This is a genomic window from Dyadobacter sp. CY326 (genome assembly GCF_021390515.1).
In the GTDB taxonomy this organism is placed as follows: Bacteria; Bacteroidota; Bacteroidia; order Cytophagales; family Spirosomataceae; genus Dyadobacter.
The window spans coordinates 214,948-235,812 of the sequence record NZ_JAJUXI010000012.1; the positions used below are offsets into that span (position 1 = coordinate 214,948).

The 20,865-nt window shown below is 45.0% G+C and carries 18 protein-coding genes and 1 pseudogene; 6 read left to right on the top strand and 13 right to left on the bottom strand.

Annotated features, from left to right (window positions below; translation table 11 throughout):
- The first annotated feature begins 20 nt into the window (after window positions 1–20).
- Window positions 21–1,061: a sensor histidine kinase gene (locus tag LZG73_RS22895; RefSeq protein WP_233854865.1), complete on the top strand. Its 1,041-nt coding sequence runs from the start codon at window positions 21–23 to the stop codon at window positions 1,059–1,061.
- A 23-nt stretch (window positions 1,062–1,084) separates the two neighbouring features.
- Window positions 1,085–1,795, top strand: coding sequence for a LytTR family DNA-binding domain-containing protein (locus LZG73_RS22900; protein WP_233854867.1), 711 nt, complete (start codon window positions 1,085–1,087; stop codon window positions 1,793–1,795).
- A gap of 4 nt (window positions 1,796–1,799) precedes the next feature.
- Here the strand turns inward: LZG73_RS22900 and LZG73_RS22905 are convergent, their stop codons facing one another.
- The 4 genes from LZG73_RS22905 to LZG73_RS22920 form a co-directional block, all read right to left on the bottom strand.
- Entirely contained in the window at window positions 1,800–3,101 is a 1,302-nt protein-coding gene (locus LZG73_RS22905) for a hypothetical protein (RefSeq protein WP_233854869.1), read from the bottom strand.
- 12 nt (window positions 3,102–3,113) lie between these two features.
- Complete coding sequence (locus LZG73_RS22910; protein WP_233854871.1) at window positions 3,114–3,863, bottom strand: glucosamine-6-phosphate deaminase; 750 nt, start codon at window positions 3,861–3,863, stop codon at window positions 3,114–3,116.
- A gap of 39 nt (window positions 3,864–3,902) precedes the next feature.
- Window positions 3,903–5,300, bottom strand: a complete 1,398-nt coding sequence (locus LZG73_RS22915; protein ID WP_233854873.1) for a Gfo/Idh/MocA family protein — start codon at window positions 5,298–5,300, stop codon at window positions 3,903–3,905.
- Window positions 5,301–5,375: 75 nt separating this feature from the next.
- Window positions 5,376–5,906, bottom strand: a complete 531-nt coding sequence (locus LZG73_RS22920) for an AraC family transcriptional regulator (protein ID WP_233854875.1) — start codon at window positions 5,904–5,906, stop codon at window positions 5,376–5,378.
- A gap of 2 nt (window positions 5,907–5,908) precedes the next feature.
- Between LZG73_RS22920 and LZG73_RS25720 the strand changes: the two are divergent.
- Together LZG73_RS25720 and LZG73_RS22925 are read left to right on the top strand one after the other, a co-directional pair.
- Window positions 5,909–6,136: pseudogene (locus tag LZG73_RS25720) on the top strand (NAD-dependent epimerase/dehydratase family protein); the annotation flags it as partial.
- A 31-nt stretch (window positions 6,137–6,167) separates the two neighbouring features.
- Window positions 6,168–6,653, top strand: a complete 486-nt coding sequence (locus tag LZG73_RS22925) for a hypothetical protein (protein WP_233854877.1) — start codon at window positions 6,168–6,170, stop codon at window positions 6,651–6,653.
- Window positions 6,654–6,706: 53 nt separating this feature from the next.
- Here the strand turns inward: LZG73_RS22925 and LZG73_RS22930 are convergent, their stop codons facing one another.
- Window positions 6,707–7,096: a hypothetical protein gene (locus LZG73_RS22930; RefSeq protein WP_233854879.1), complete on the bottom strand. Its 390-nt coding sequence runs from the start codon at window positions 7,094–7,096 to the stop codon at window positions 6,707–6,709.
- 132 nt (window positions 7,097–7,228) lie between these two features.
- Here LZG73_RS22930 and LZG73_RS22935 point away from each other — a divergent pair, with 132 nt between their 5' ends.
- Window positions 7,229–8,542 (top strand): YihY/virulence factor BrkB family protein, encoded by a 1,314-nt coding sequence (locus tag LZG73_RS22935; protein WP_233854881.1) that lies wholly within the window; start codon window positions 7,229–7,231, stop codon window positions 8,540–8,542.
- Between the two features lie 78 nt (window positions 8,543–8,620).
- On the opposite strand, the gene LZG73_RS22940 is transcribed toward LZG73_RS22935, so the two are convergent.
- Complete coding sequence (locus tag LZG73_RS22940) at window positions 8,621–8,929, bottom strand: hypothetical protein (RefSeq protein ID WP_233854883.1); 309 nt, start codon at window positions 8,927–8,929, stop codon at window positions 8,621–8,623.
- A gap of 268 nt (window positions 8,930–9,197) precedes the next feature.
- On the opposite strand from LZG73_RS22940, the gene LZG73_RS22945 reads away from it, so the two are divergent.
- Window positions 9,198–9,449, top strand: a complete 252-nt coding sequence (locus LZG73_RS22945; protein ID WP_233854885.1) for a hypothetical protein — start codon at window positions 9,198–9,200, stop codon at window positions 9,447–9,449.
- Window positions 9,450–9,546: 97 nt separating this feature from the next.
- On the opposite strand, the gene LZG73_RS22950 is transcribed toward LZG73_RS22945, so the two are convergent.
- From LZG73_RS22950 to rpoC, 7 genes are all read right to left on the bottom strand, one after another.
- Entirely contained in the window at window positions 9,547–9,939 is a 393-nt protein-coding gene (locus tag LZG73_RS22950; protein WP_233854887.1) for a hypothetical protein, read from the bottom strand.
- Window positions 9,940–10,232: 293 nt separating this feature from the next.
- On the bottom strand, window positions 10,233–12,173 hold the full coding sequence (locus tag LZG73_RS22955) for a KUP/HAK/KT family potassium transporter (protein WP_233854889.1): 1,941 nt from the start codon (window positions 12,171–12,173) through the stop codon (window positions 10,233–10,235).
- A 44-nt stretch (window positions 12,174–12,217) separates the two neighbouring features.
- Window positions 12,218–13,183 (bottom strand): hypothetical protein, encoded by a 966-nt coding sequence (locus LZG73_RS22960; RefSeq protein WP_233854891.1) that lies wholly within the window; start codon window positions 13,181–13,183, stop codon window positions 12,218–12,220.
- 92 nt (window positions 13,184–13,275) lie between these two features.
- Complete coding sequence (locus tag LZG73_RS22965; protein ID WP_233854893.1) at window positions 13,276–15,420, bottom strand: xanthine dehydrogenase family protein molybdopterin-binding subunit; 2,145 nt, start codon at window positions 15,418–15,420, stop codon at window positions 13,276–13,278.
- Between the two features lie 2 nt (window positions 15,421–15,422).
- The gene (locus tag LZG73_RS22970) at window positions 15,423–15,884 is read right to left on the bottom strand and encodes a (2Fe-2S)-binding protein (protein WP_233854895.1); all 462 of its coding nucleotides are present in this window, start codon (window positions 15,882–15,884) and stop codon (window positions 15,423–15,425) included.
- Window positions 15,885–16,023: 139 nt separating this feature from the next.
- Window positions 16,024–16,353 carry a DUF3467 domain-containing protein gene (locus tag LZG73_RS22975; RefSeq protein ID WP_233854897.1) on the bottom strand — a complete coding sequence of 110 codons (330 nt, stop codon included), beginning with the start codon at window positions 16,351–16,353 and terminating at the stop codon, window positions 16,024–16,026.
- 138 nt (window positions 16,354–16,491) lie between these two features.
- Complete coding sequence (gene rpoC / locus LZG73_RS22980) at window positions 16,492–20,814, bottom strand: DNA-directed RNA polymerase subunit beta' (RefSeq protein ID WP_233854899.1); 4,323 nt, start codon at window positions 20,812–20,814, stop codon at window positions 16,492–16,494.
- Between the last annotated feature and the right edge of the window lie 51 nt (window positions 20,815–20,865).

Below are 20,865 nucleotides of genomic sequence, written 5' to 3' on the forward strand. Positions count from 1 at the left end.
ATGAAAAAACGGAGCGAGCCATGAAGGACTTAACTGAAAACAAAGCTGTGCAATTTGTTCGCAACAACATCTATTATTTGCTTGCGGCGATTGCGGCCGTGCCTATTTGGCTGGCGATTGATTCTTTTGCCAACTCCGTGGGCACCAATAATGACGAAGCAGTTGCTGCCGCGGCAACGGGCTGTTTAATTCTCTGCATTTTCCTCGGCAGGCATTTCGGGCAGTTATGGGCATTGAAATACAAAACAATTTCCAACGAGGTGCTTATCGCACTGTCCCTTATCACATTCGGCAGCATTGTTTTTCTGTTTGTACATGCCGAATATCTTGATGAGGATTATGGCCCGCTGAATCTGCTGTTATATTGGGTCCCTTTTTTGCTAAGCGGATTGACATTAGGCATGCTCATTAAGCTGGGCCGGAGCGTTACGCAAAACCAATTGAAAGAAGCACGCGCGGCAGCCGAGCATAGCAAAAGCGAGCTGCATTTGCTTCAATCGCAGCTAAGTCCCCATTTTTTATTTAACACATTGAATAATTTATACGGCTTGTCGCTTACGCAGCACGAACGCATTCCGCCGTTGCTTTTGAAGCTTTCCGATCTGCTGCGATACTCGGTTTATGAAGCCAATGAAGTTTTTGTTCCGCTCAAAGACGAGCTGGTTTACATTCATCATTACATTGAATTTGAAAAAATAAGGATTGGCGACAGGCTCGTTTTGACCACTAATTTTGAAGAAATCACAAGTCCGGACATCAAAATCGCGCCCATGCTGCTGATCGTTTTTGTTGAAAATGCGTTTAAGCATTCCAAAAACACCATCGACGAGAAAATCTATATTTCCATTGAATTGAAACTTTGGGAAAACCTGATCCTTTTCTCAATAAAAAACTCTCACGATCAGCGTGAAAAAGAACTTTCAATTGTGGAAAAACACAGCGGATTCGGTCTGGCGAGCGTAAATAAGCGTCTTGTATTACTTTATCCCAATGAGCACGAGCTCGTTATAAAGAATGAACCAACGACTTATCAGGCCGTTTTAAGGCTCAAAACCAAGTAAACGCTTTCCCAGAAATTCAACCAATGCAAAAATTCAATTGCCTCATCGTCGACGACGAACCCATTGCGCGGGATATCCTGAAAACCTATTGCGGCCATCTGGATAACCTCGAAGTTGTGGGCATGTGCGGCAATGCATTGCAGGCCAAGGCGGTGATGCAGCAGCAAAAGGTTGACATTCTGTTTCTGGACATTAATATGCCGGTTATGGATGGGATTGCATTTTTGAAAACACTCAAAAAACAGCCGCAAGTCATTTTTACAACGGCTTACAAGGAGCACGCCGTGGACGCATTTGACCTTGCGGCCTGTGATTATTTGCTCAAACCCTTTTCGCTGGAACGCTTCATCATTGCCGTGGACAAGGCGCTGGAACATTTGCAGGAACAGCCAAGGCCTGCTGAAACGGTTTATAATGACAAAACAACGGATTACATCTTCATCAAAGCCGGCGATAAGATCTTCAAAATCGAGCACGACGAGCTGCTATATGCCGAAGCCAATGGCAATTACACCAAAATTGTCACCACGCAGCACACGCTGTCGCCCGCAATGACTTTTTCGAGCTTTGAGGAGCTTTTGCCGCCGACATTATTTCTTCGGATTCACCGCTCCTTTATCATTAATAAGGCCAAAATCAGCCACATCGAAGGAAATCGCGTTTTTATTAATGGCGCAGAAATTCCGATCGGTCAGAATTATCGGGAAGCGTTTTTGAAGCATATCGGTTTGTAAAAACTCATTTTAACCATTGGTCAAACCAACCGAATGCGTCTTGCTGCATTTGCACATCGAACTTGTGTGGTCCGTCGTAATATTTGGCCAGAAATTTATCGTCTGCGCCTGCTTTTTTATAAACTGCTGCAAGGACCTGATCTGCCTTTTTCATTTCGGGAAGCGTATAAAGCTCATCCTGATTGTTATTTTGAACCAATGTCGGCAATGGAACGCGCAGTCCCAGGATTTCTGGGAAATCAAGATATTTTGGCAAAATCGGTGTGTAAGTCATCCATGTGTGGTTTACGGCCTTATTTAAAATGAGATCAGTCCATGTTGTCATAAAACCAACGCAAACTGCACATTTAATGCGCGAGTCCATGCCGCCCAAATAAACGGTCCGCAAGCCGCCACCCGACAAACCGCCGCAGCCCATGCGCTCCTTATCCACATCTTCTCGCTGTTCCAAAATATCCAGCGCAATTTGATCTTCTGCCAGAAAAACACCCGGCCACGTCGTGCCAGCACTGAAAAGCGACTTGGACATGACGTGCTCATGCGCACTTGACCATTCATTATAAGCTTCAATGTTCTCGCTTTTTTCGGGCTCCTGATCCGATTTACCCGTTGTACTTACTTCGCCCCAGGTCAATCCCTCCACGTCTTCAAACCTTACGCGGCGGCTTCCAAATGTGAACGCATCATGCACAAGCACCACATATCCGCGCTTGGCAACTTCATTGGCCCAGGCAAGTCCGCCGTAATCTTTTGCCCGATGCTCGGCCAAAAGCGGATGCTGATTCTCCGAAGTTTTGACAATTTTTCTATAACCAAAATACTTTTTGCCCGCATGATCGTGCAGGCCCAGTATCGCAGGAAGCGGCTTTGTTGCGCCTTGCGGTTTCAAAACAACGGCCTCCGTTTTATGGCCGTAAGGCAGCTGCCAGGAAATTTCTTCTATTTCCAGACCGTCGTAAACGTATTTTTTATCAATGGTAACCTGGGGCAAAGGCGATTTTGGCGGACTGGCAATCAGCTCTTCTGCTTTTGCACGCGCCTCCTTTTTCCACGCGTTCAAATCCGTCCACTTCGGGTCCCGGAAAGACAGGGGAGGAACTGGCTTCAACAGCGAAGCAGCCCAGCTTCCGTAGTCGCCGATAATGCTTTTTTCTATTAATTGCGCGCTTTGTGAAGCTGGATTTTCCATGGGCATAAAATTTGAAATTGCATCAACATTGAAACTAAAAGGGATCGCCACGGCGGCTAATGACGTTTTCAGAAACTCCCGCCTATCATTGTTTCCCCCAAGATTATCAGGTTTCATGTTCGAGAAAGATTAAGCGATCTTGTTTTCAGGAAGTTGAGACGCGGAGCTTTTGTCGAGAAAAAATGTGCAATCTGCGTGTTGCTGCAAAATGCTCGCGGGATAAATGTTGCTCACAGGCTGCATTAAACTATTTTTGACGGCCAGCGCTTTACGCTCATCCGGCACGGAACAGATTATGGATTTTGATTTCATAATTTGCTTCACCGTCATGCTGATCGCCTGCAATGGCACTTCATTCAATGATCCAAACCAGCCTTCGCCCATTTGCTGCATGCGGCAGGGTTCATCCAGGTTTACGACGTGATATGCGTTTTCATTTTCAAAATCAGCGGGCGGATCATTGAATGCAAGATGTCCGTTTTCACCAATGCCCACCAGCGCCACGTCGATCGGATGCTGGCTGATTATGCTGTTCAAATGCTCAATTTCCGTTTCAATGTTCCCTTCACCATTAATGAGGTGAACTGCTTTTAATGTCGGGACTTTGTCCAAAAAGCGCTCTTGCAAATATTTCCGGAAACTCGCAGCGTGAGACAACGGCAATCCAATGAACTCGTCGAGGTGAAACATGGTTACCTTTCCCCAGTCGATGTTTTCTTCTTTTATCAATTGTTCCAATGTTTGAAACTGGCTGGTTCCTGTGGCGAGGATAATGTTAGCAAAACCATTTTCAGCAATGGTTTTGCGGATCAATGCTGCGGCCAGCGTTCCGGCCTTCGCTCCCAATTCACGCTTGTCCTCCGAAATATCAACTTTCATTACAATCTGGTCAATTAAGGCTTTTATTTAACTCAAATTTTACAATTTCACTCCTGTGTTCCCTCCCTGAGAAAGGGCGATGTCCACGGGTTTATTGGATTTCCATGCCCCGGATGTAAAGTCGGGAATGTCGATGGAATTGGAACGGTGGGCCACGGACCATTCGCTCAAAGGCGCGATCACGCTCCAAGAAGCAGCATCATAAACGTCCTGATCGAGTGGTAAGCCGTTCCTGAGGCAGTCGATCAGGCGCCAGTCCATCAGAAAATCCATGCCGCCGTGGCCGCCCACTTTTTTCGCCAGCTCACCGATCCTCTTCACGATTTCGGGCTGATATTGTTGCTCTAACGCTTTGAAATCGGCATCTTTCAACCATTCGTGTCCGTGTGCAATGCGTCCTTCCAAGCCGCCTTCGGGCAATGGATATTTTTGGGCTGATCCTTTTGTGCCGCTGATGAGGTGCAATCTTGAATAAACGCGCGGGGAAGTTACATCGTGCTGTAACATAATTGTCTTGCCTTTCGCGGTGCGGATGGTGGTCGTGTTCATGTTGCCCCGGAAAGTCTTCCCTTTAAATTGCTTGAAGTCAGGATCTTCGGCGGCCAGCTTTTCGGCGCGTGCTTGCAGCATGAAGTCGTTGCTGGCCATGCTCACCAGATAATCCATTTTGTCGCCGCGGTTAATGTCCATAATCTGCGCGACGGGTCCCAGTCCGTGGGTCGGATAAAGGTTGCCATTGCGCTGATTTTCTTTCAAGCGCCAAAGGTCATATCGCTTTGATTTGTCAAAAAATGAATCGTAAATGTCATGAATGTAAGCGCCCTCGGCATGAATAATGTCACCGAAATAGCCCTGCCTGGCCATATTAAGGGTTAGCAATTCGAAAAAGTCGTAACAGCAGTTTTCGAGCATCATGCAATGCTTTTTGGTCTTTTCTGATGTTTCAACGAGCTTCCAGCAATCGTCAACCGTTGTCGCAGCCGGAATTTCGACGGCCGCATGCTTGCCGTGTTCCATGGCGTAATTGGCCATTGGCGCGTGCAGGTTCCAGGGCGTGCATATATAAACGAGGTCAAGATCTTCCTGCTCACACATCTGCTTCCACGCATCGGCTGTTCCCGAGTAAACTTTGGGGTTATGACCCGAGCCTTCAAATGTCTTTTTTGCCTCCTCTGCCTTTTCCGTTCTGATGTCGCAAAGGGCGGTTACTTTCACATTTTCAAGCTTTTTGATCCGCTGAATGGCTCCTCCGCCACGATTGCCGAGTCCAATGTAACCAATGCGGACCGTGTCAATTTTTGGTGCTGCATAACCGCTCATGTTAAACTTCGGGGCTCCGGACGCAGGCCGTACGAGTGGATTAGCGTTAGCGTAACCGGCATTCAGCAACCCAATGCTGCTCAGACCAGTAAGCTTCAAAAAGTCTCTCTTTTTCATATGTTCAGCTTATCAGTATCATAAGCATGAATTGGTTTTATCTAACCATTGAAGAGGCTGTTCTTTGGGATAAAGTCATTCGGTTTGCATGTTTTTTGGGAGCGCAAGTTGACTTACCTGCTCCCGGAATGCTGAGGGCGTTTGACCTAAATGCAATTTTACGAATTTGTTAAAATGACTCAAGTCCGTAAATCCGAGCTCATTGCTGATCTCTTTGATAGAGAAATAACTGTAACGCAGGCGGTTTTCAATCAAATGCAACTTGTTCCGGGCGACATAATTCCCAAGCGTAAAACCGGTTTGCTCTTTAAAGAATATCCCGAAATAATGTTTCGAAAGGCCGAACACAGTTGCCAAATGGCTTGCCTGCGTTTTTTCTGTCGCGTAAATGTTCTGGTGAATGTATTGAATAATCTGACTGATCTTGTCGACGTTTTTTCTCCGAGCCTCAGGCAAGTTGGGAGATATATTTTGTTTGATCATTGCGAGGATTGTTTGCACGAGGAAAAACAATGTTTCGCTTGCTTCATTTTTACGATCTTTCCAGTCCGACACCGTCAGCCGCATCAGGCTGTCCATTCTTGCTTTTGCACTTTCCGTCTTCAATAATGGAACAGTGCGGTTTTGGGCCAAAAAAGCATCAAAACCATGGAAGAAAGAAAACAGCGCTTGTTGCGGGCGCTAATGGCGTAATCGGCCAAAATCTGATCAAGCATTTATCATCGTTACCAACTTGGAATGTCATTGGATTATCGAGAAGAGGCGGAGCCGCGAAGCAAAATGTCACTTACATTGCGGTGGACCTATTGGATAAGGCAGACGTTGCAACTAAACTTAGGCGCCTATCATCAGTAACACACCTTTTCTATGCGGCATATCAGGATCGGCCAACGTGGGCTGAACTGGAAGCCAGGAGCGTACGACGCGCTCTTAGAGATGACCGATTCGAGCTTGCTGGCAAAGGCGACTGTATGGGCGGCCACGGAACAGGCTTGTGCAAATCAGGCCTTTAACATTAATAATGGAGACCTTTTCAGATGGAGCGGGATGTGGCCAAAAATCGCGCGATATTTTGAAATGGAAGTTGCGCCGCCTTTGCAAATGCCACTGGCAACGGTCATGGCGGATAAGGAAATTATTTGGAAGAAAATGATTGCGAAATATGGCCTCGCTGAGCACACTTTCCAAGAATTATCTTCTTGGAATTTTGCTGACTTCGTGTTTTCCTGGGATTACGACATGTTTGCGGATGGCTCCAAGGCCCGTAAATTAGGATTTCATGAATATGCGGAAACGGAAGCGATGTTCATTCAAATTTTTGAGGAACTCAAAAAACAAAAGGTGATTCCATAAAAAAGCCCGCCCCGAATCAAATGGGGTGGGCTTCATTTTACGCTTGAATGTGCTTAGTTTTTTGGCGTAGATCCGCGGCTGTCTTTTAGCGCGTCAGCGGATTTTTCACCTGTCTTTTTCTCTGGTGCGCCTTCCTTGTTCAATTTCGAAACATTGGATCTGCCTTTTGCCTGATTTCCTTCTTTGCCCGTTCCTGCGGATGTGTTGGAGCCATTCACTTGCCCGGCTTTTCCTGCCTGGGTTGCCTTGCTATTGCCCACATCGTGATTTGCTCCTTGTGTAGATCCTTGCGTGTCCGTCCCCTCGTTCTTATTTCCCGTTCTGCTGGTTTGACTTGTTGTAGTTGAAGCCTGTTTCGGGCTGGTGGATTGTGTTGTTGACTGCGCATAACTTGCCGCAGAAACTGCCAGTACGAATAAAAAACTTAATGCTAACTTCTTCATGATTCAATTATTTAGTTGATGAATTCAATGTTGCCTAGTAAAAATCATACCCGCGCAGTCAAAAGGGACATGTGGCATGGATATTTACAAGTGGGCCTAAACGCACCTAAATCGCATGATATGAAGTTATCTATGACTCAACCTAAATTTGTTTGGTCGCTTGTAAAAGACAGTTTTTCCGAATTTATGGATGATAACTGCCTCAAACTAAGCGCAGCCTTATCATATTACACCATTTTTTCGATTGCCCCCATGCTGCTCGTTATCATTTCGATTGCAAGCATTGTGTTTGGCAAAGAGGCTTTTCAAGGCGAACTATTTGGTCAAATCAGCGGATTAGTGGGTAAAGAAGCCGCGGCTCAAATTCAGGAGCTGATCAAAAATGCGGAACTTTCCAATAAATCGGGCGTTGCTGCCACCGTTGGGGTCGTGACGCTGCTGATTGGTGCAACGGGGGTTTTTGCGGAAATTCAGGATTCGATCAATTATATATGGTCTATAAAATCGAAACCTAAAAAGGGCTGGGTTCAATATCTTAAAAACCGGCTGCTTTCATTTTCGATCATTATTACACTTGGATTTTTATTAATTGTGACCCTGGGCGTAAATACGGCGGTTGACCTGCTAAGCGGTCGGCTGGAACGTTATTTCTCCGAAGTTTCGGTCATCTTCTTTTCTGTTCTCAACGTTGCGCTCGTTCTGGTCATTATAACAGCGCTTTTTTCGGTTATTTTCAAAGTGCTTCCGGACGGCCACGTGCGTTGGAAAGAATGTCTGGTGGGCGCTGGCTTTACATCCATTCTTTTTGCGATTGGTAAATTGGCGATTAGCTTTTATCTAGGCAAACAAGATTTGGGAGCTTCTTATGGGGCCTCGGCGTCTATTGTAATTTTACTCACTTGGGTTTACTATTCGTCGATCATTCTTTATTTTGGAGCCGAGTTTACAAAAGTTTACGCCAAGACGGACGGGGTGGCCATTTCGCCTAATGAGCACGCGGTGCTGATGGTGCGACGGGAAATGGAGCTCGATCACCCTGATGCCGCTGCAACTGCGGAACACATTGCAAACCACGCAGATTCGGCAACTCCAAAGGCTGCAACCCATAGTCTGATCGATTCGGTCAGCGGATTTATTGATGACAAGCTGAATGCGATAAGGGCGGAGATTAAGGCAAAGATTGCCGAGGTTACCGCACCGTTTTCTTATTACGCTTTCATTGCAATTGTGACGTTTATCATTTTAATCGTCGTGGTGGTGTTGCTTGGACATTTGCTAAACAATGCATTTGACAGCGATTACCTTGGATTTGTAGTGTTACTGGGCTTTACATTGGTCTTGTTTTCGTTGTGCTTTATCTATCGCGAAAAGCTATTGATATCGATTAAAAAGGCGATCGCGAAAAAAGTGCAAGCCAGTGAAGTGCAGGCTAATTCGGAGTCATAATAGTTAGCGAAAAAACAAAAAAGAGGACTCTGGAAGGTCCTCTTTTTTGTATAATAGGTGAAGTTGAAGTGCGGTATGTTAGCTATTTTGTTGAATTACCCACATCCAGTCTGTGGGCCATGCATTGGAATTAATGCTATCGTGGCTGACCAATTCCTCGTCCACCATTTCATAACCAAGCAATTTGCCTCCTTGCTTTTCTACTTCCGCCCGAGCATAATTATGGAGTTGAATCCAAGTGTCTGACGAAATCGAGTCTGCTGATACAAATGCAAACTGCTTCCATTGCGGGTCTGCGGATTCGTTTACGTACCGCAATAAAAGATAATGCTTAAAGCTCTCATTACTCAAAGACAGAACTGTTTTTTTGATGCTCACTTGTCTCATGGTTCGAAAATTTAGATTATCCTAAAAAATATTCATAAAATATAAATCCCTCACCGATATACGTTACCGCTTTGGGAAAGGATTCAACGGAAAGTCAGAAATTACTGTTTTTATGTCAATATTCTTGCATTCAAAAGTCTTGCCACTTAACTTGTACAAATATTTCTAGTAACTAATTCTACAATCAAAACTTAATTGTTTGCAACGCGTGCTAAATAAAATTTTGGCATAAAAATTTATTTGGATGCACTTGTAAACATCTTATTTCATGGTCACATTAAACTATATCAAAGACGAGTGGGTGAAGGAGAAAAACGGATCCCGACTTATGCAAGTAGACGAATATCAAATTGTAGAAACTGTAACCTATGAGAACGGAAGCTCAACGCCTATAACGAGAAGAGCCTACAATGGAAAAGTTTGGTGCACCTGGGTAAATGAAAACCAGACAGTTGTTACGCAACCTTTTCCAGAGTCGGATTTAGAGCCGGCTATACGCCAATCCGCAGCCAATTACTGATTTTGCACTGATCTTTGTTCTGACCATAACGAACTCGATGCAGAAAAAGCCCGGAAATCAGATTTCCGGGCTTTTTTGCTTTAAAATTGACTTAGAGTTAAGGTCTTTTATTAGGATCTGAGCCACCTGCTGATTTTGTTGTATCAGCTTCATTATCAGAACGTTTATTAGTCCTGCGACTTCTTTCATCCTTTTTTTTATCGGTTGGAATAATTGCATCTTTAACGTAAGCCTCACTCACTCGCTGCGATTTTATAAGCGTATCTTCCGATGGAATGTTCGATGGCCTCACTGGCGATTGCGGCGAATTAAAGTCAGGACTTTTCTCCGTGGTCGGGTTGGCAGACGCAGGAGTTGTTGTGGTAGGATCCTGAGTCGGCACGGTTTGTGGCGTGGACGGAGATGTGGGCGTGGTTGGGATATCCTGGGCGTATCCGGCTGCCGAAACTCCCAGCAGACCAACCATTATAAATGTTTTTAATGTCTTCATTGTCAATATCGTTTTGTGAAATGATCCGATTTAACTTACGGATACATAGTCATCTAAAACTATTCCTGAAAACGAAAAACTAGCCATTAAAATTGGCTCTTCGACATTGAAGTCATACGACTTTGTACAGGCCATTTTAATTATAAATAAGTTTAAAGGAATTTACTTATTTCACTAAGAGCAAATAAGTTATCCCCACAATGCGTATCTCATTACCCAGTCTATACTAGGCAGAGAAATCAGCAAATTGTAGGCTCGGTAAAACGGCTGCTAGAAGTAGTTCTATAAGTGTTTCAGCTGTAAACACGCTTCATCCGGATCTTTTCTCCGGGCGTCAAGACCAGCGGCACCTTTTCAACTTTTACAGAACTGCTGTCCAAACCAAACCATTTGTCCTCCGAAGTTGTGATGCTTTTTATCGCAAAATAAATCTTCATAGTCAGCTCTTCCATGAATGGCAGGTTATTCTCAATCGACAGATAACGCTCCAAGACAATGAACCGGAAATCACCCGTAATGTTTTGGCGGTTAAGTGATTCGTAACGGCTTGTAATGTCTACTTCTTTGTTCAAAACCATATCCTCCACGACCTTGCGGAAGAAAAGATTAATGCGCTGTTCAATTCGGAAACCTAATCGGAAAGTCACTTTAATCACATCATCTTCGGCAAGAATGTTAACGTGATAATCCATCGTATAGGGCTCATCGGTTGTTTCTACATGGACAAACCAATAAATGTCCGCGCGCTTTGGCCGCTTATAAAAAATGGAATAAATGATCTTAGTTTCAATCTCCGACTCGTGCGGCGCATTGGACATGAAAATCAAGTGCGTTGAATATTTGGGAATGCTGATGTCGTTGCTGAGCTCTCGTAAAGGATTGATGTATTTGACCAGATTCTCAAATTCAGTCAATCTCATTTTGATAAAATAAGCCCTTAACCAAACTGTGATAACAAAACCAATGATGGTGGCCAGCACCAACGAAACCCAGCCGCCATGCATGAATTTCAACAAATTGGCCGCAAGGAACGATCCTTCGATCGCAAGGTAAACCGTTAGAAAAACAGCCAAAAAAGCCTTTCTGACATTGTGCACATACAAATACACCGACATCAGAATGGTCGTCATGATCATTGTCAGCGTAATGGCAAGTCCATAAGCTGCTTCCATGTGTGACGATTCTTTAAAATATAGCACAATCCCCACACAGCCCGCCCACAAAAGCCAATTGACGCTTGGCACATAAAGCTGACCCTTTTGATCACTTGGATAAACCAGCCTCACTTTTGGCCAGAAATTAAGCCTGATTGCTTCCGAAATCAATGTAAATGAGCCACTGATTAATGCCTGGCTCGCAATGATGGTGGCCATGGTTGCAATGCAAATTCCAGGTAAAAGCCACCAGTCAGGCATGATTTCATAAAACGGCTTTTTGCCTTCCAAATAGGTTCCTGCATGCGCAACCAGCCACGCGCCTTGACCGAAATAATTCAGGATAAGACACGTTTTTACGAAAATCCAGCTTACCCGGATATTCCCTCTTCCGCAATGGCCAAGGTCGCTATACAATGCTTCCGCTCCTGTTGTGCACAGAAAAACAGCGCCTAACATCCAAAATCCGCCGGGATGGTTGGTTAGCAATTGAAAACCATAATACGGGTTTAGCGCTTTTAAGATCTCCAAATGCCCGCTCAACTGGTGAACGCCCAGAACGGCAAGCATTAAGAACCAGATCATCATGACAGGTCCAAAGGCGCGACCAACGATGGTTGTGCCAAAAATTTGAATGATAAACAACAAGGTCAGGATTCCGATAACAATGGGAATGGTCTGAATTTGCGGATACAATAATTGAAGCCCTTCGACGGCCGACGATACGGAAATCGGCGGCGTAATGATGCCATCTGCAAGCAGCGTACACGCCCCGATAATCGCGGGAACAGTCAGCCATTTTGCATTCTTCCTTACGAGCGCGTATAATGCCAGAATCCCGCCTTCTCCCTTGTTATCGGCCCGAAGAATCAGAATGACATACTTTAATGTTGTTTGTAGCGTAAGCGTCCAGAAAATGCAAGAAACTGCGCCATAAACGACTTCCGGGGAAATTTTTTCTTTGCCAATGATGGCTTGCATTACGTATAAGGGCGAAGTGCCGATGTCGCCAAAGATAATTCCTAACGCCACTAAAAGACCGGCAGCAGACGCTTTATCAAGATGTTTGTGGGATCCCATTTACTTAGTTTATTGACAGAGCGCGAAATTAGATATCCAGCGCCTTAAAAAGTGTAGAACTCATAATTAATGTTCCACTTTATTTCTTCACCAGGTTTTGCGGAGAGACGAATGTAAGGCTCGGGGCAGGAAGTGGTTGGACAAGCCCAGTAAACAAGTTTTTCCAAAGGCTTATCACCCGTAATCCTGACGCCAGCCGATGTCTTGACATTCTCGATGCGGATGTCATAATCTTTCGCCGTCGGGCCAAAGCCTTTCAAACCACTGCTGAAAACCTGATCCTTATTCTCCATTGCACGCGAGTAATTCAATGTCTTGCCTTTCGCATTGATTATGGTGCCAAAACCCGCGCCTTCACCGCTTACATCGAACGGAAAAACAACCCTGATATTTTCATTGGTGGGCTCTTTATCAATCATGAAAAAATTGTGATTGTAAGTGCTTGTTGCGATGTCCTTGGTTCCGGTGTTTTTCAGACTGTGTTCCAGTACAAGCTGCGGCTTTCCTGCGACCAATTTCAATGTTTTCTTATACACATATGCATAACCCGTGGCGTCTTTGAGCACGTGAGTGAATGTCACATGATCCTTTTGCTTATCCACTGTCCACTTGCCTCCGTCTTTGATTTTGTAATCCGTTGCGAAGGAATATTTCTTGTCGTCGGGCTTTATGAGCACACCAACGCCAATTTTCACAAATGTCTCACCTGGCTTTGCCTGATCAAAATCGAGCGCAACAAATTCTTCAACCGGCCCCATAATGGCGTCATGCAGCTTGGGATCGTAAGTGCCATTCCATTGTCCAAAATATGAATGTCCCTTATATTCAAGACTCGGCACCTGACCGGCCCAATCGAACCGCACGCCACGATAATATCCGGACGCGCTATCTGGCAAATACAGCTTGGCGTTAATTATTCCGTTTGTAATGTCAGTTTGTGGAAAGTCGATGAATGTAAATGCGCTGATTAGCAGGCATAGTGATGCACTGAATGCGATTATTCTTTTCATGTTCGGATTTAGGAATTTTAGGACAAATAAAAAGACAGTAAGAACATGCAATGATACATTTTCTTACTGTCTGATTTGTTATTTTAATTTTGCTAAGAAATGCCTTTGAAAGCTTCCTCATTTACAAATGGCTGATTTCGCAATCTTTGTTTTGTTGCCTTATAAAATGCATTGGCAACCGCGCCCCCTGCTGGCGGCAACGCTGGCTCGCCTAATCCGGTTGGGGACATTCCGTTATCAACAAAATGCACATCAACTTCCGGAATTTCGTTCATCCTGATGAGGCGGAAACCGTTAAAATTGCTTTGATCCGGCGCACCTTCCTTGAATGTCATATTTCCATACATTGCATGGCCCAGACCGTCCACAACGCCGCCTCTCACTTGTTGGAGTGATCCGCTTTTGTTGATCACGATGCCGCAATCCACTGCTGCAACAACGTTTTTCAATGTTGGTTTGCCTTTAAGCACAACCACTTCTCCAACCTGCGCAACATACGATCTGTGGGAAAAGTAAACGCTGAAACCTTGATAAACGCCTTTTTTCTTGCCCCAATTACTTTTCTCAGCCGCCAGCTTAATCACGCCGATCATGCGATCAATGTCGTATTTAATTGCGCCGGCAGGTGATTTTTTAGCTTTTTCCAAAAGCTCCAATCTGAAAGCAACGGGATCTTTTCCTGCTGCCTCGGCAACTTCGTCCAGGAACGATTGCTCTGCATAAGCGAGGAAATTAGTAATTGGTGCCCGCCAAGGGCCAGTTGTAATAGGCGATTTATGTTCAACTGAATCAATAAGGAGGTTATCAACCGATCCAGACGGGAAGTTATCCTCACGCGTAGAATTACCCGAATTCATGCCGACTCCACGCAATTTATAACCGATCAATGTTCCGTTTTTATCCAATGCTGCTTCAAAACGATAACGAACGGCTGGACGATAAATTCCACCTGTCATATCATCTTCGCGCGTCCAGATCACCTTAACCGGTGCTTTTACCAGTTTGGAGACATTAGCCGCTTCCAAAACATAATCCGCAGCTAGCCTTCTGCCAAATCCGCCACCCTGCCTTGTGATTTCAACCGTGACTTTTTCGGGCGCAATGCCGGTCAGCTTGGCCACTTCGGTCCGCGCGCGCTCTGGCGTCTGCGTCGGGCCAACAAGTTCGACGCCATCTTCACGCACGTGCGCGAAGAAATTCATTGGTTCCAGCGGGCTGTGCGGCAGGAATGGACATTGATATTCCGCTTTGATAACTTTCGCAGCACCTTTAAATGCCGCTTCCACGTCGCCATCTTTACGTCTTACAGTGGCTTCACCATTGTCCATCAACTGCGAAAAAATGCGGTTATGGTCGGCTGAGCTTTCCAGATCTGCGGCTTTTTCGTATTCTATTTTCAATGCGTCTTTGGCCTTCTTAACTTGCCAAGTCGATTTGCCTACTACTGCTACGCTGTTTTCAAATGTTACCACATCCACAATGCCAGGCATTGCCTTCGCCGCCGCAGAATCAACGGATTTTAATTTTAAACCAAATGCTTTTGGCCGCTGAATGACAGCAAACAGCATTCCTTCTTTATAAAAATCAAGACCGAAAAGCGGCTTACCAGTTGCTATATTTTTATTATCAACATTACGAACCGATTGTCCGATCAGTTTGAATTCCTTTTCGCTTTTGAGCTTTACCTCGGTGGGTGCTGTCAATTTCGAAGCGGCTTCGGCAAGCTCGCCATAGGAAGCCGTTTTGCCGGATGCCTTGTGCAGCACTTTTCCGTTATCCGTCGTCAGTTCAGATGCGGGCACTTTCCATTTAGCTGCTGCGGCTTCCACCAAAAGATGTCTTGCTGTTGCTCCCGCTTTGCGTAGCCGTTCCCATGAATGAGGCACGGCGCCGCTTCCGCCGGTAACTTGTCGTTCAAATATGCCAGTGTCCAGATTTCCCTGAACGGTTTTCACTTGTTTCCAATCCGCATCCAGCTCCTCGGCAACAACCATTGGAAAAGCTGTCTTGATCCCCTGTCCTATTTCCGGGTTTGGGGATACAATTGTGATGACGTTATCAGTCCCAATGGATAAATAACTGTTAAAATTTATAGAGCCGGCTGCAATGCTTTTTGCATCCACAACGACAGGCAATGCAGTGGAATTGGTCCAATTGAAACCCAAAAACAGCCCACCACTTGCAGCAGCAGCAATTTTCATAAAATTGCGCCTTGATGTTTGTTCTAATGTCTGCATGGTCAGTTGGTTTTGGATGCTGCTACTTTCACTGCTTCACGGATGCGGTGGTAAGTGCCGCAGCGACAAATGTTGCCGCTCATGGTGGAGATGATTTCTTCCTCAGTTGGCTTTGGTTTTTCTTTCAGCAATGCAGCCGCAGTCATAATCTGACCCGCCTGGCAATAACCGCATTGGGCGACGTCGACTTCATCCCAAGCTTGTTGAACAGGATGATCTCCTTTTTCTGAGAGGCCTTCTATTGTAGTAACCTTTGCTTTTCCAACAGCGGAAACAGGAAGCACGCAGGAACGCACTGCTTTCCCATCAACGTGGACTGTGCATGCACCGCATTGCGCAATTCCGCAGCCGTATTTCGTGCCTACGAGACCGAGATTGTCGCGAAGCACCCACAAAAGCGGAGTGTCCTGCTCCACATCGGCATTGTAAGCGCGGTTGTTAATTGAAAGTTTAAATAACGCCATGGTGAAATGATTGGGTTCGGAATGATTGTTACTTAGGCAGATATCGAAGTTACAAAAAATGTCAAAAGGATTGTGACAGTAAGCAACTTAAAGTTAAATCACTTATCAAAATAAGTCAATAATTGCCGTTTTCAGAGGCTTATGCTTCGCCGCCCGGGCCTCCAAAACTGATTGGAAAATTGAAGGAAGGCTCGTTATCCTGTGAACTTTGAATGGTGCCATACTGATCTTCGTATTTCTGAACATTGTCGGTAAGCGCTGCGATCAGGCGTTTTGCATGTTCAGGCGTGACAATGATGCGAGCCTTTACTTTTGCGCGCGGAACGCCGGGCATCAAGCGTATGAAATCAAGAATAAATTCGCTGTTGGAATGCGCGATCATGGCTAGATTGGAATAAACTCCTTCGGCCATTTCCTCTGATAGTTCTACGTTAATCTGTTGCTCGTTTTCTTTATTGTTATCTTCCATGAGTTGGTTATTAGTAGCATTTGAGCGCCTGGCAGCAATTCTCTATCTATGCGGAAATTACTAAAAAATAGTGTTAATACAGCAAAAAGCCGGTTCCGCAATTAGCAGAACCGGCCTTTTTATTTTTATTCAATTGATCTAAGCCAATTCCTTTTTCTTACGTGAAAGTTTTTCACGAGAGTCAGTCAAGGCATCGAATTCTTCTTTTGATCCAACGATCAGGCTTTCGTATTGACGCATTCCTGTTCCGGCTGGGATCAAGTGACCTACGATCACGTTTTCCTTCAAGCCTTTCAGTTCATCGCGTTTTCCACGAACCGCTGCTTCACTCAATACTTTGGTCGTTTCCTGGAACGAAGCCGCAGAAACGAAACTTTCAGTACCCAATGAAGCTTGTGTGATACCCATCAAAGTAGGTTTCGCAACAGCTGCCTGCGCATCACGTGCAACAACCAATTTCAAGTCACGGCGTTTCAAGCTTGAATTTTCATCACGCAAACGACGAACAGAAACGATCATACCCGGTTTCAATGTTTCGGAGCTACCAGCATCTTCAACCACTTTCAGATCAAGGATCTTGTCGTTTTCTTCACGGAATACAACACGGTCAACTGGTTGCATTTCAAGGAAGTTGGTATCACCTGCATCCAGGATTTCTACTTTCTGCATCATTTGGCGTACGATACATTCAATGTGTTTATCATTGATCTTCACACCTTGCAGACGGTATACTTCCTGAATTTCATTTACCAGATATTCCTGAACCGCTGTTGGTCCTTTGATTGAAAGAATATCAGCTGGTGTGATCGCTCCGTCAGACAATGGATCTCCTGCTCTTACGAAGTCACCATCCTGAACCAGAATGTGTTTCGAAAGGGCAACCATGTAACGACGTTGCGTTCCGTCTCTTGATTCGATATGAATTTCACGGTTACCGCGTTTCACACCTCCATAAGCAACTACACCATCAATTTCAGAAACTGTTGCCGGGTTAGACGGGTTACGTGCTTCAAAAAGCTCGGTAACACGTGGCAAACCTCCCGTAATGTCGCGTGTTTTACCAACAACACGTGGAATTTTCGCCAATGGCTGACCTGCTTTGATAGCCGTTCCGTTTTTCACCACCAGACGAGCTCCTACTGGTAAGTTATATCCTTTTTCAGTTTGATCTTTCAACAACGTGCTCTTGCCTTTTACCACTAATGCAGGGTTTTTGGTCTTATCACGTGTTTCAATGATCACTGATTCCTGGAATCCAGTTTGTTCATCAAATTCTTCACGATATGTAATGCCTTCTTCAATCGCATCGAAAGAAACTGTTCCGGTGAATTCCGAAAGGATTACTGCGTGATATGGATCCCAAGTACAAAGTTCTTGTCCTTTAAGAACCTTCTCTCCATCTTTCACCAAAAGGTGTGCTCCATAAGGAACATTGTTCGAGATCAGCAACTGGCCTGTTTCAGGATTTGTAATCTTAACCTCTCCTGAACGACCCATTACTACGGTTACTTCATCTCCTTCTGAGTTAACAGACTGAACCAGACGAAGATCTTCAAAACCAATTACACCATCGAATTTCGCCTTGATGTTTGCTTCAACAGAAATGTTGGAAGCTGTACCACCAACGTGGAATGTACGAAGTGTCAACTGCGTTCCCGGTTCACCGATTGACTGCGAGGCAATTACACCCACAGCTTCACCAATGTTAACCATATAAGCAGAAGCAAGTGAACGTCCGTAGCATTTCGCACAAACACCATTACGTGTTTCGCAAGTCAGTACCGAACGAATTTCAACTGTTTCAATGCTCGTTTCATCAATGTATGAAGCGATTTCTTCTGTAATTTCCTGACCGGAAGCCAAGATCATTTCATTAGAAAGCGGATCAAACACATCGTGAACGCTCACACGACCAAGGATACGCTCAGAAAGTGGCTCAACGATATCTTCATTGTCTTTCAAAGCAGAGATTGCAATTCCACGAAGGGATCCGCAGTCTGTTTCAATAACAACTACATCTTGTGCCACATCATGCAGACGACGTGTCAGGTAACCCGCATCAGCCGTTTTCAAGGCTGTATCGGCAAGACCTTTACGCGCACCGTGTGTTGAGATAAAGTATTCAAGAACGTCCAAACCTTCTTTAAAGTTAGAAAGGATCGGGTTTTCGATAATTTCACCTGCACCACCCGCGATGTTTTTCTGAGGCTTGGCCATAAGACCCCTCATTCCACCCAGCTGACGGATTTGCTCGCGCGAACCACGTGCACCTGAGTGCATCATCATATAAATTGAGTTAAATCCGCCTTGGTCTGTTTCCAATTGCTTCATCAACGTCTCTGTAATGCGTGAGTTAACACGGGTCCAGATATCAATAACTTGGTTATAACGCTCGTTTTCAGTGATAAGACCCATCAAGTAGTTACTCCAAACGTTTTCCACGTCCAGTTTCGCTTGCTCGATCAGTTTTACTTTTTCGTCTGGCACCATTACGTCGTTCAATCCCATTGACAAACCGCCTTTGAAGGCCATTTGGAAACCAAGTTCTTTGATTTCATCCAGGAACTGAGCTGTACGGGCAACACCAGCCAATTTGAATACAAGACCAATGATCTGCTGCAATTTCTTCTTAGTCAGCAACTCATTAATGTAACCTACTTCCTCAGGAACAGCCTGATTGAAAAGGATACGTCCCGCAACAGTGTCAATCAATTTCGTTTCAAATGTTCCGTCGTCGTTACGAACACGCAGGCGGCATTTGATATTGGCATGTTTTGAAACTTTGCCTTCATTGATTGCAATGATTACCTCGTCAGGACCGTAGAAAATCATTCCTTCTCCAATAATCGGATAATGGTCTGTGCTCACGCGGCCTTTTGTAACATAATACAGACCCAAAACCATGTCTTGTGACGGAACCGTAATCGGTGCGCCATTCGCAGGGTTAAGAATGTTGTGTGACGAAAGCATCAACATTGAAGCTTCCAAAACGGCTTCCTGACCCAATGGCACGTGAACGGCCATCTGGTCACCGTCAAAGTCAGCGTTGAATGCAGTACAAACCAATGGGTGCAACTGAATCGCTTTTCCTTCGATCAACTTAGGCTGGAATGCTTGAATACCCAACCTGTGCAATGTTGGAGCACGGTTTAAGAGAACAGGGTGTCCTTTCAAAACGTTTTCCAAAATATCCCAGATTACAGGATCCTTGCGGTCTACAATCTTCTTCGCTGATTTTACAGTTTTAACAATTCCACGTTCGATCAGCTTGCGGATAATGAACGGCTTGAATAATTCTGCCGCCATATCTTTTGGCAAACCGCATTCGTGCAACTTCAATTCTGGTCCTACAACAATTACCGAACGACCAGAATAATCGACACGCTTACCAAGCAAGTTTTGACGGAAACGTCCTTGCTTACCTTTCAGCATGTCAGAAAGTGATTTCAATGCACGGTTACCTTCTGAACGCACCGCGTTTACTTTACGGCTGTTATCGAAAAGCGAATCAACCGCTTCCTGCAACATCCTTTTTTCGTTACGCAAGATCACCTCAGGTGCTTTGATCTCGATCAGACGCTTCAAACGGTTGTTCCGAATGATTACACGACGATAAAGGTCATTCAAATCGGAAGTCGCAAAACGACCACCATCCAAAGGCACAAGCGGACGAAGTTCTGGTGGAATAACCGGAACCATTTTGATTACCATCCACTCAGGACGGTTCTCGATACGTGTATTAGCGTCACGGAATGCTTCAACAACTTTCAGACGCTTCAATGCTTCTGCCTTACGTTGCTGCGAAGTGTCCGTTGCTGCCTGGTGACGAAGTTCGTATGAAAGCTCATCCAGTTTGATCCGGTTCAAAAGCATTTCAAGCGCATCAGCACCCATTCTTGCGATAAACTTATTTGGATCCGCATCTGGAAGCATTTGGTTTTCGCGAGGCAACTTGTCGATGATATCCAGATATTCATCTTCGGTCAAGAAATCCAGATAGCCAACGCCGTCTTCTTCCTTGATACCAGCCTGAACAACTGCATATCGCTCGTAATAAATAATTTGATCCAATTTCTTGGTCGATAATCCCAACAGGTAACCGATTTTGTTCGGCAAGCTGCGGAAATACCAGATATGTGCAACTGGAACAACCAGTTCAATGTGGCCCATACGCTCACGACGCACCTTTTTCTCAGTAACTTCTACACCGCAACGGTCGCAGATGATTCCTTTGTAACGGATACGTTTGTACTTCCCACAATGACATTCCCAGTCCTTCACAGGTCCGAAGATTCTTTCGCAGAATAATCCGCCCATCTCCGGCTTATATGTCCGGTAGTTGATGGTTTCAGGCTGGGTTACTTCACCGAATGAGCTCTCAAGGATAGACTCAGGTGAAGCCAGACTGATCGTCATTCTGGAAAAATCACTATTCAGTTTTTTGTTCTTTTTGAAAGACATAATTAAAAAGTCGTTTGTCTAAAAGTTGATTTCAATAATGGCGCGGTTTCC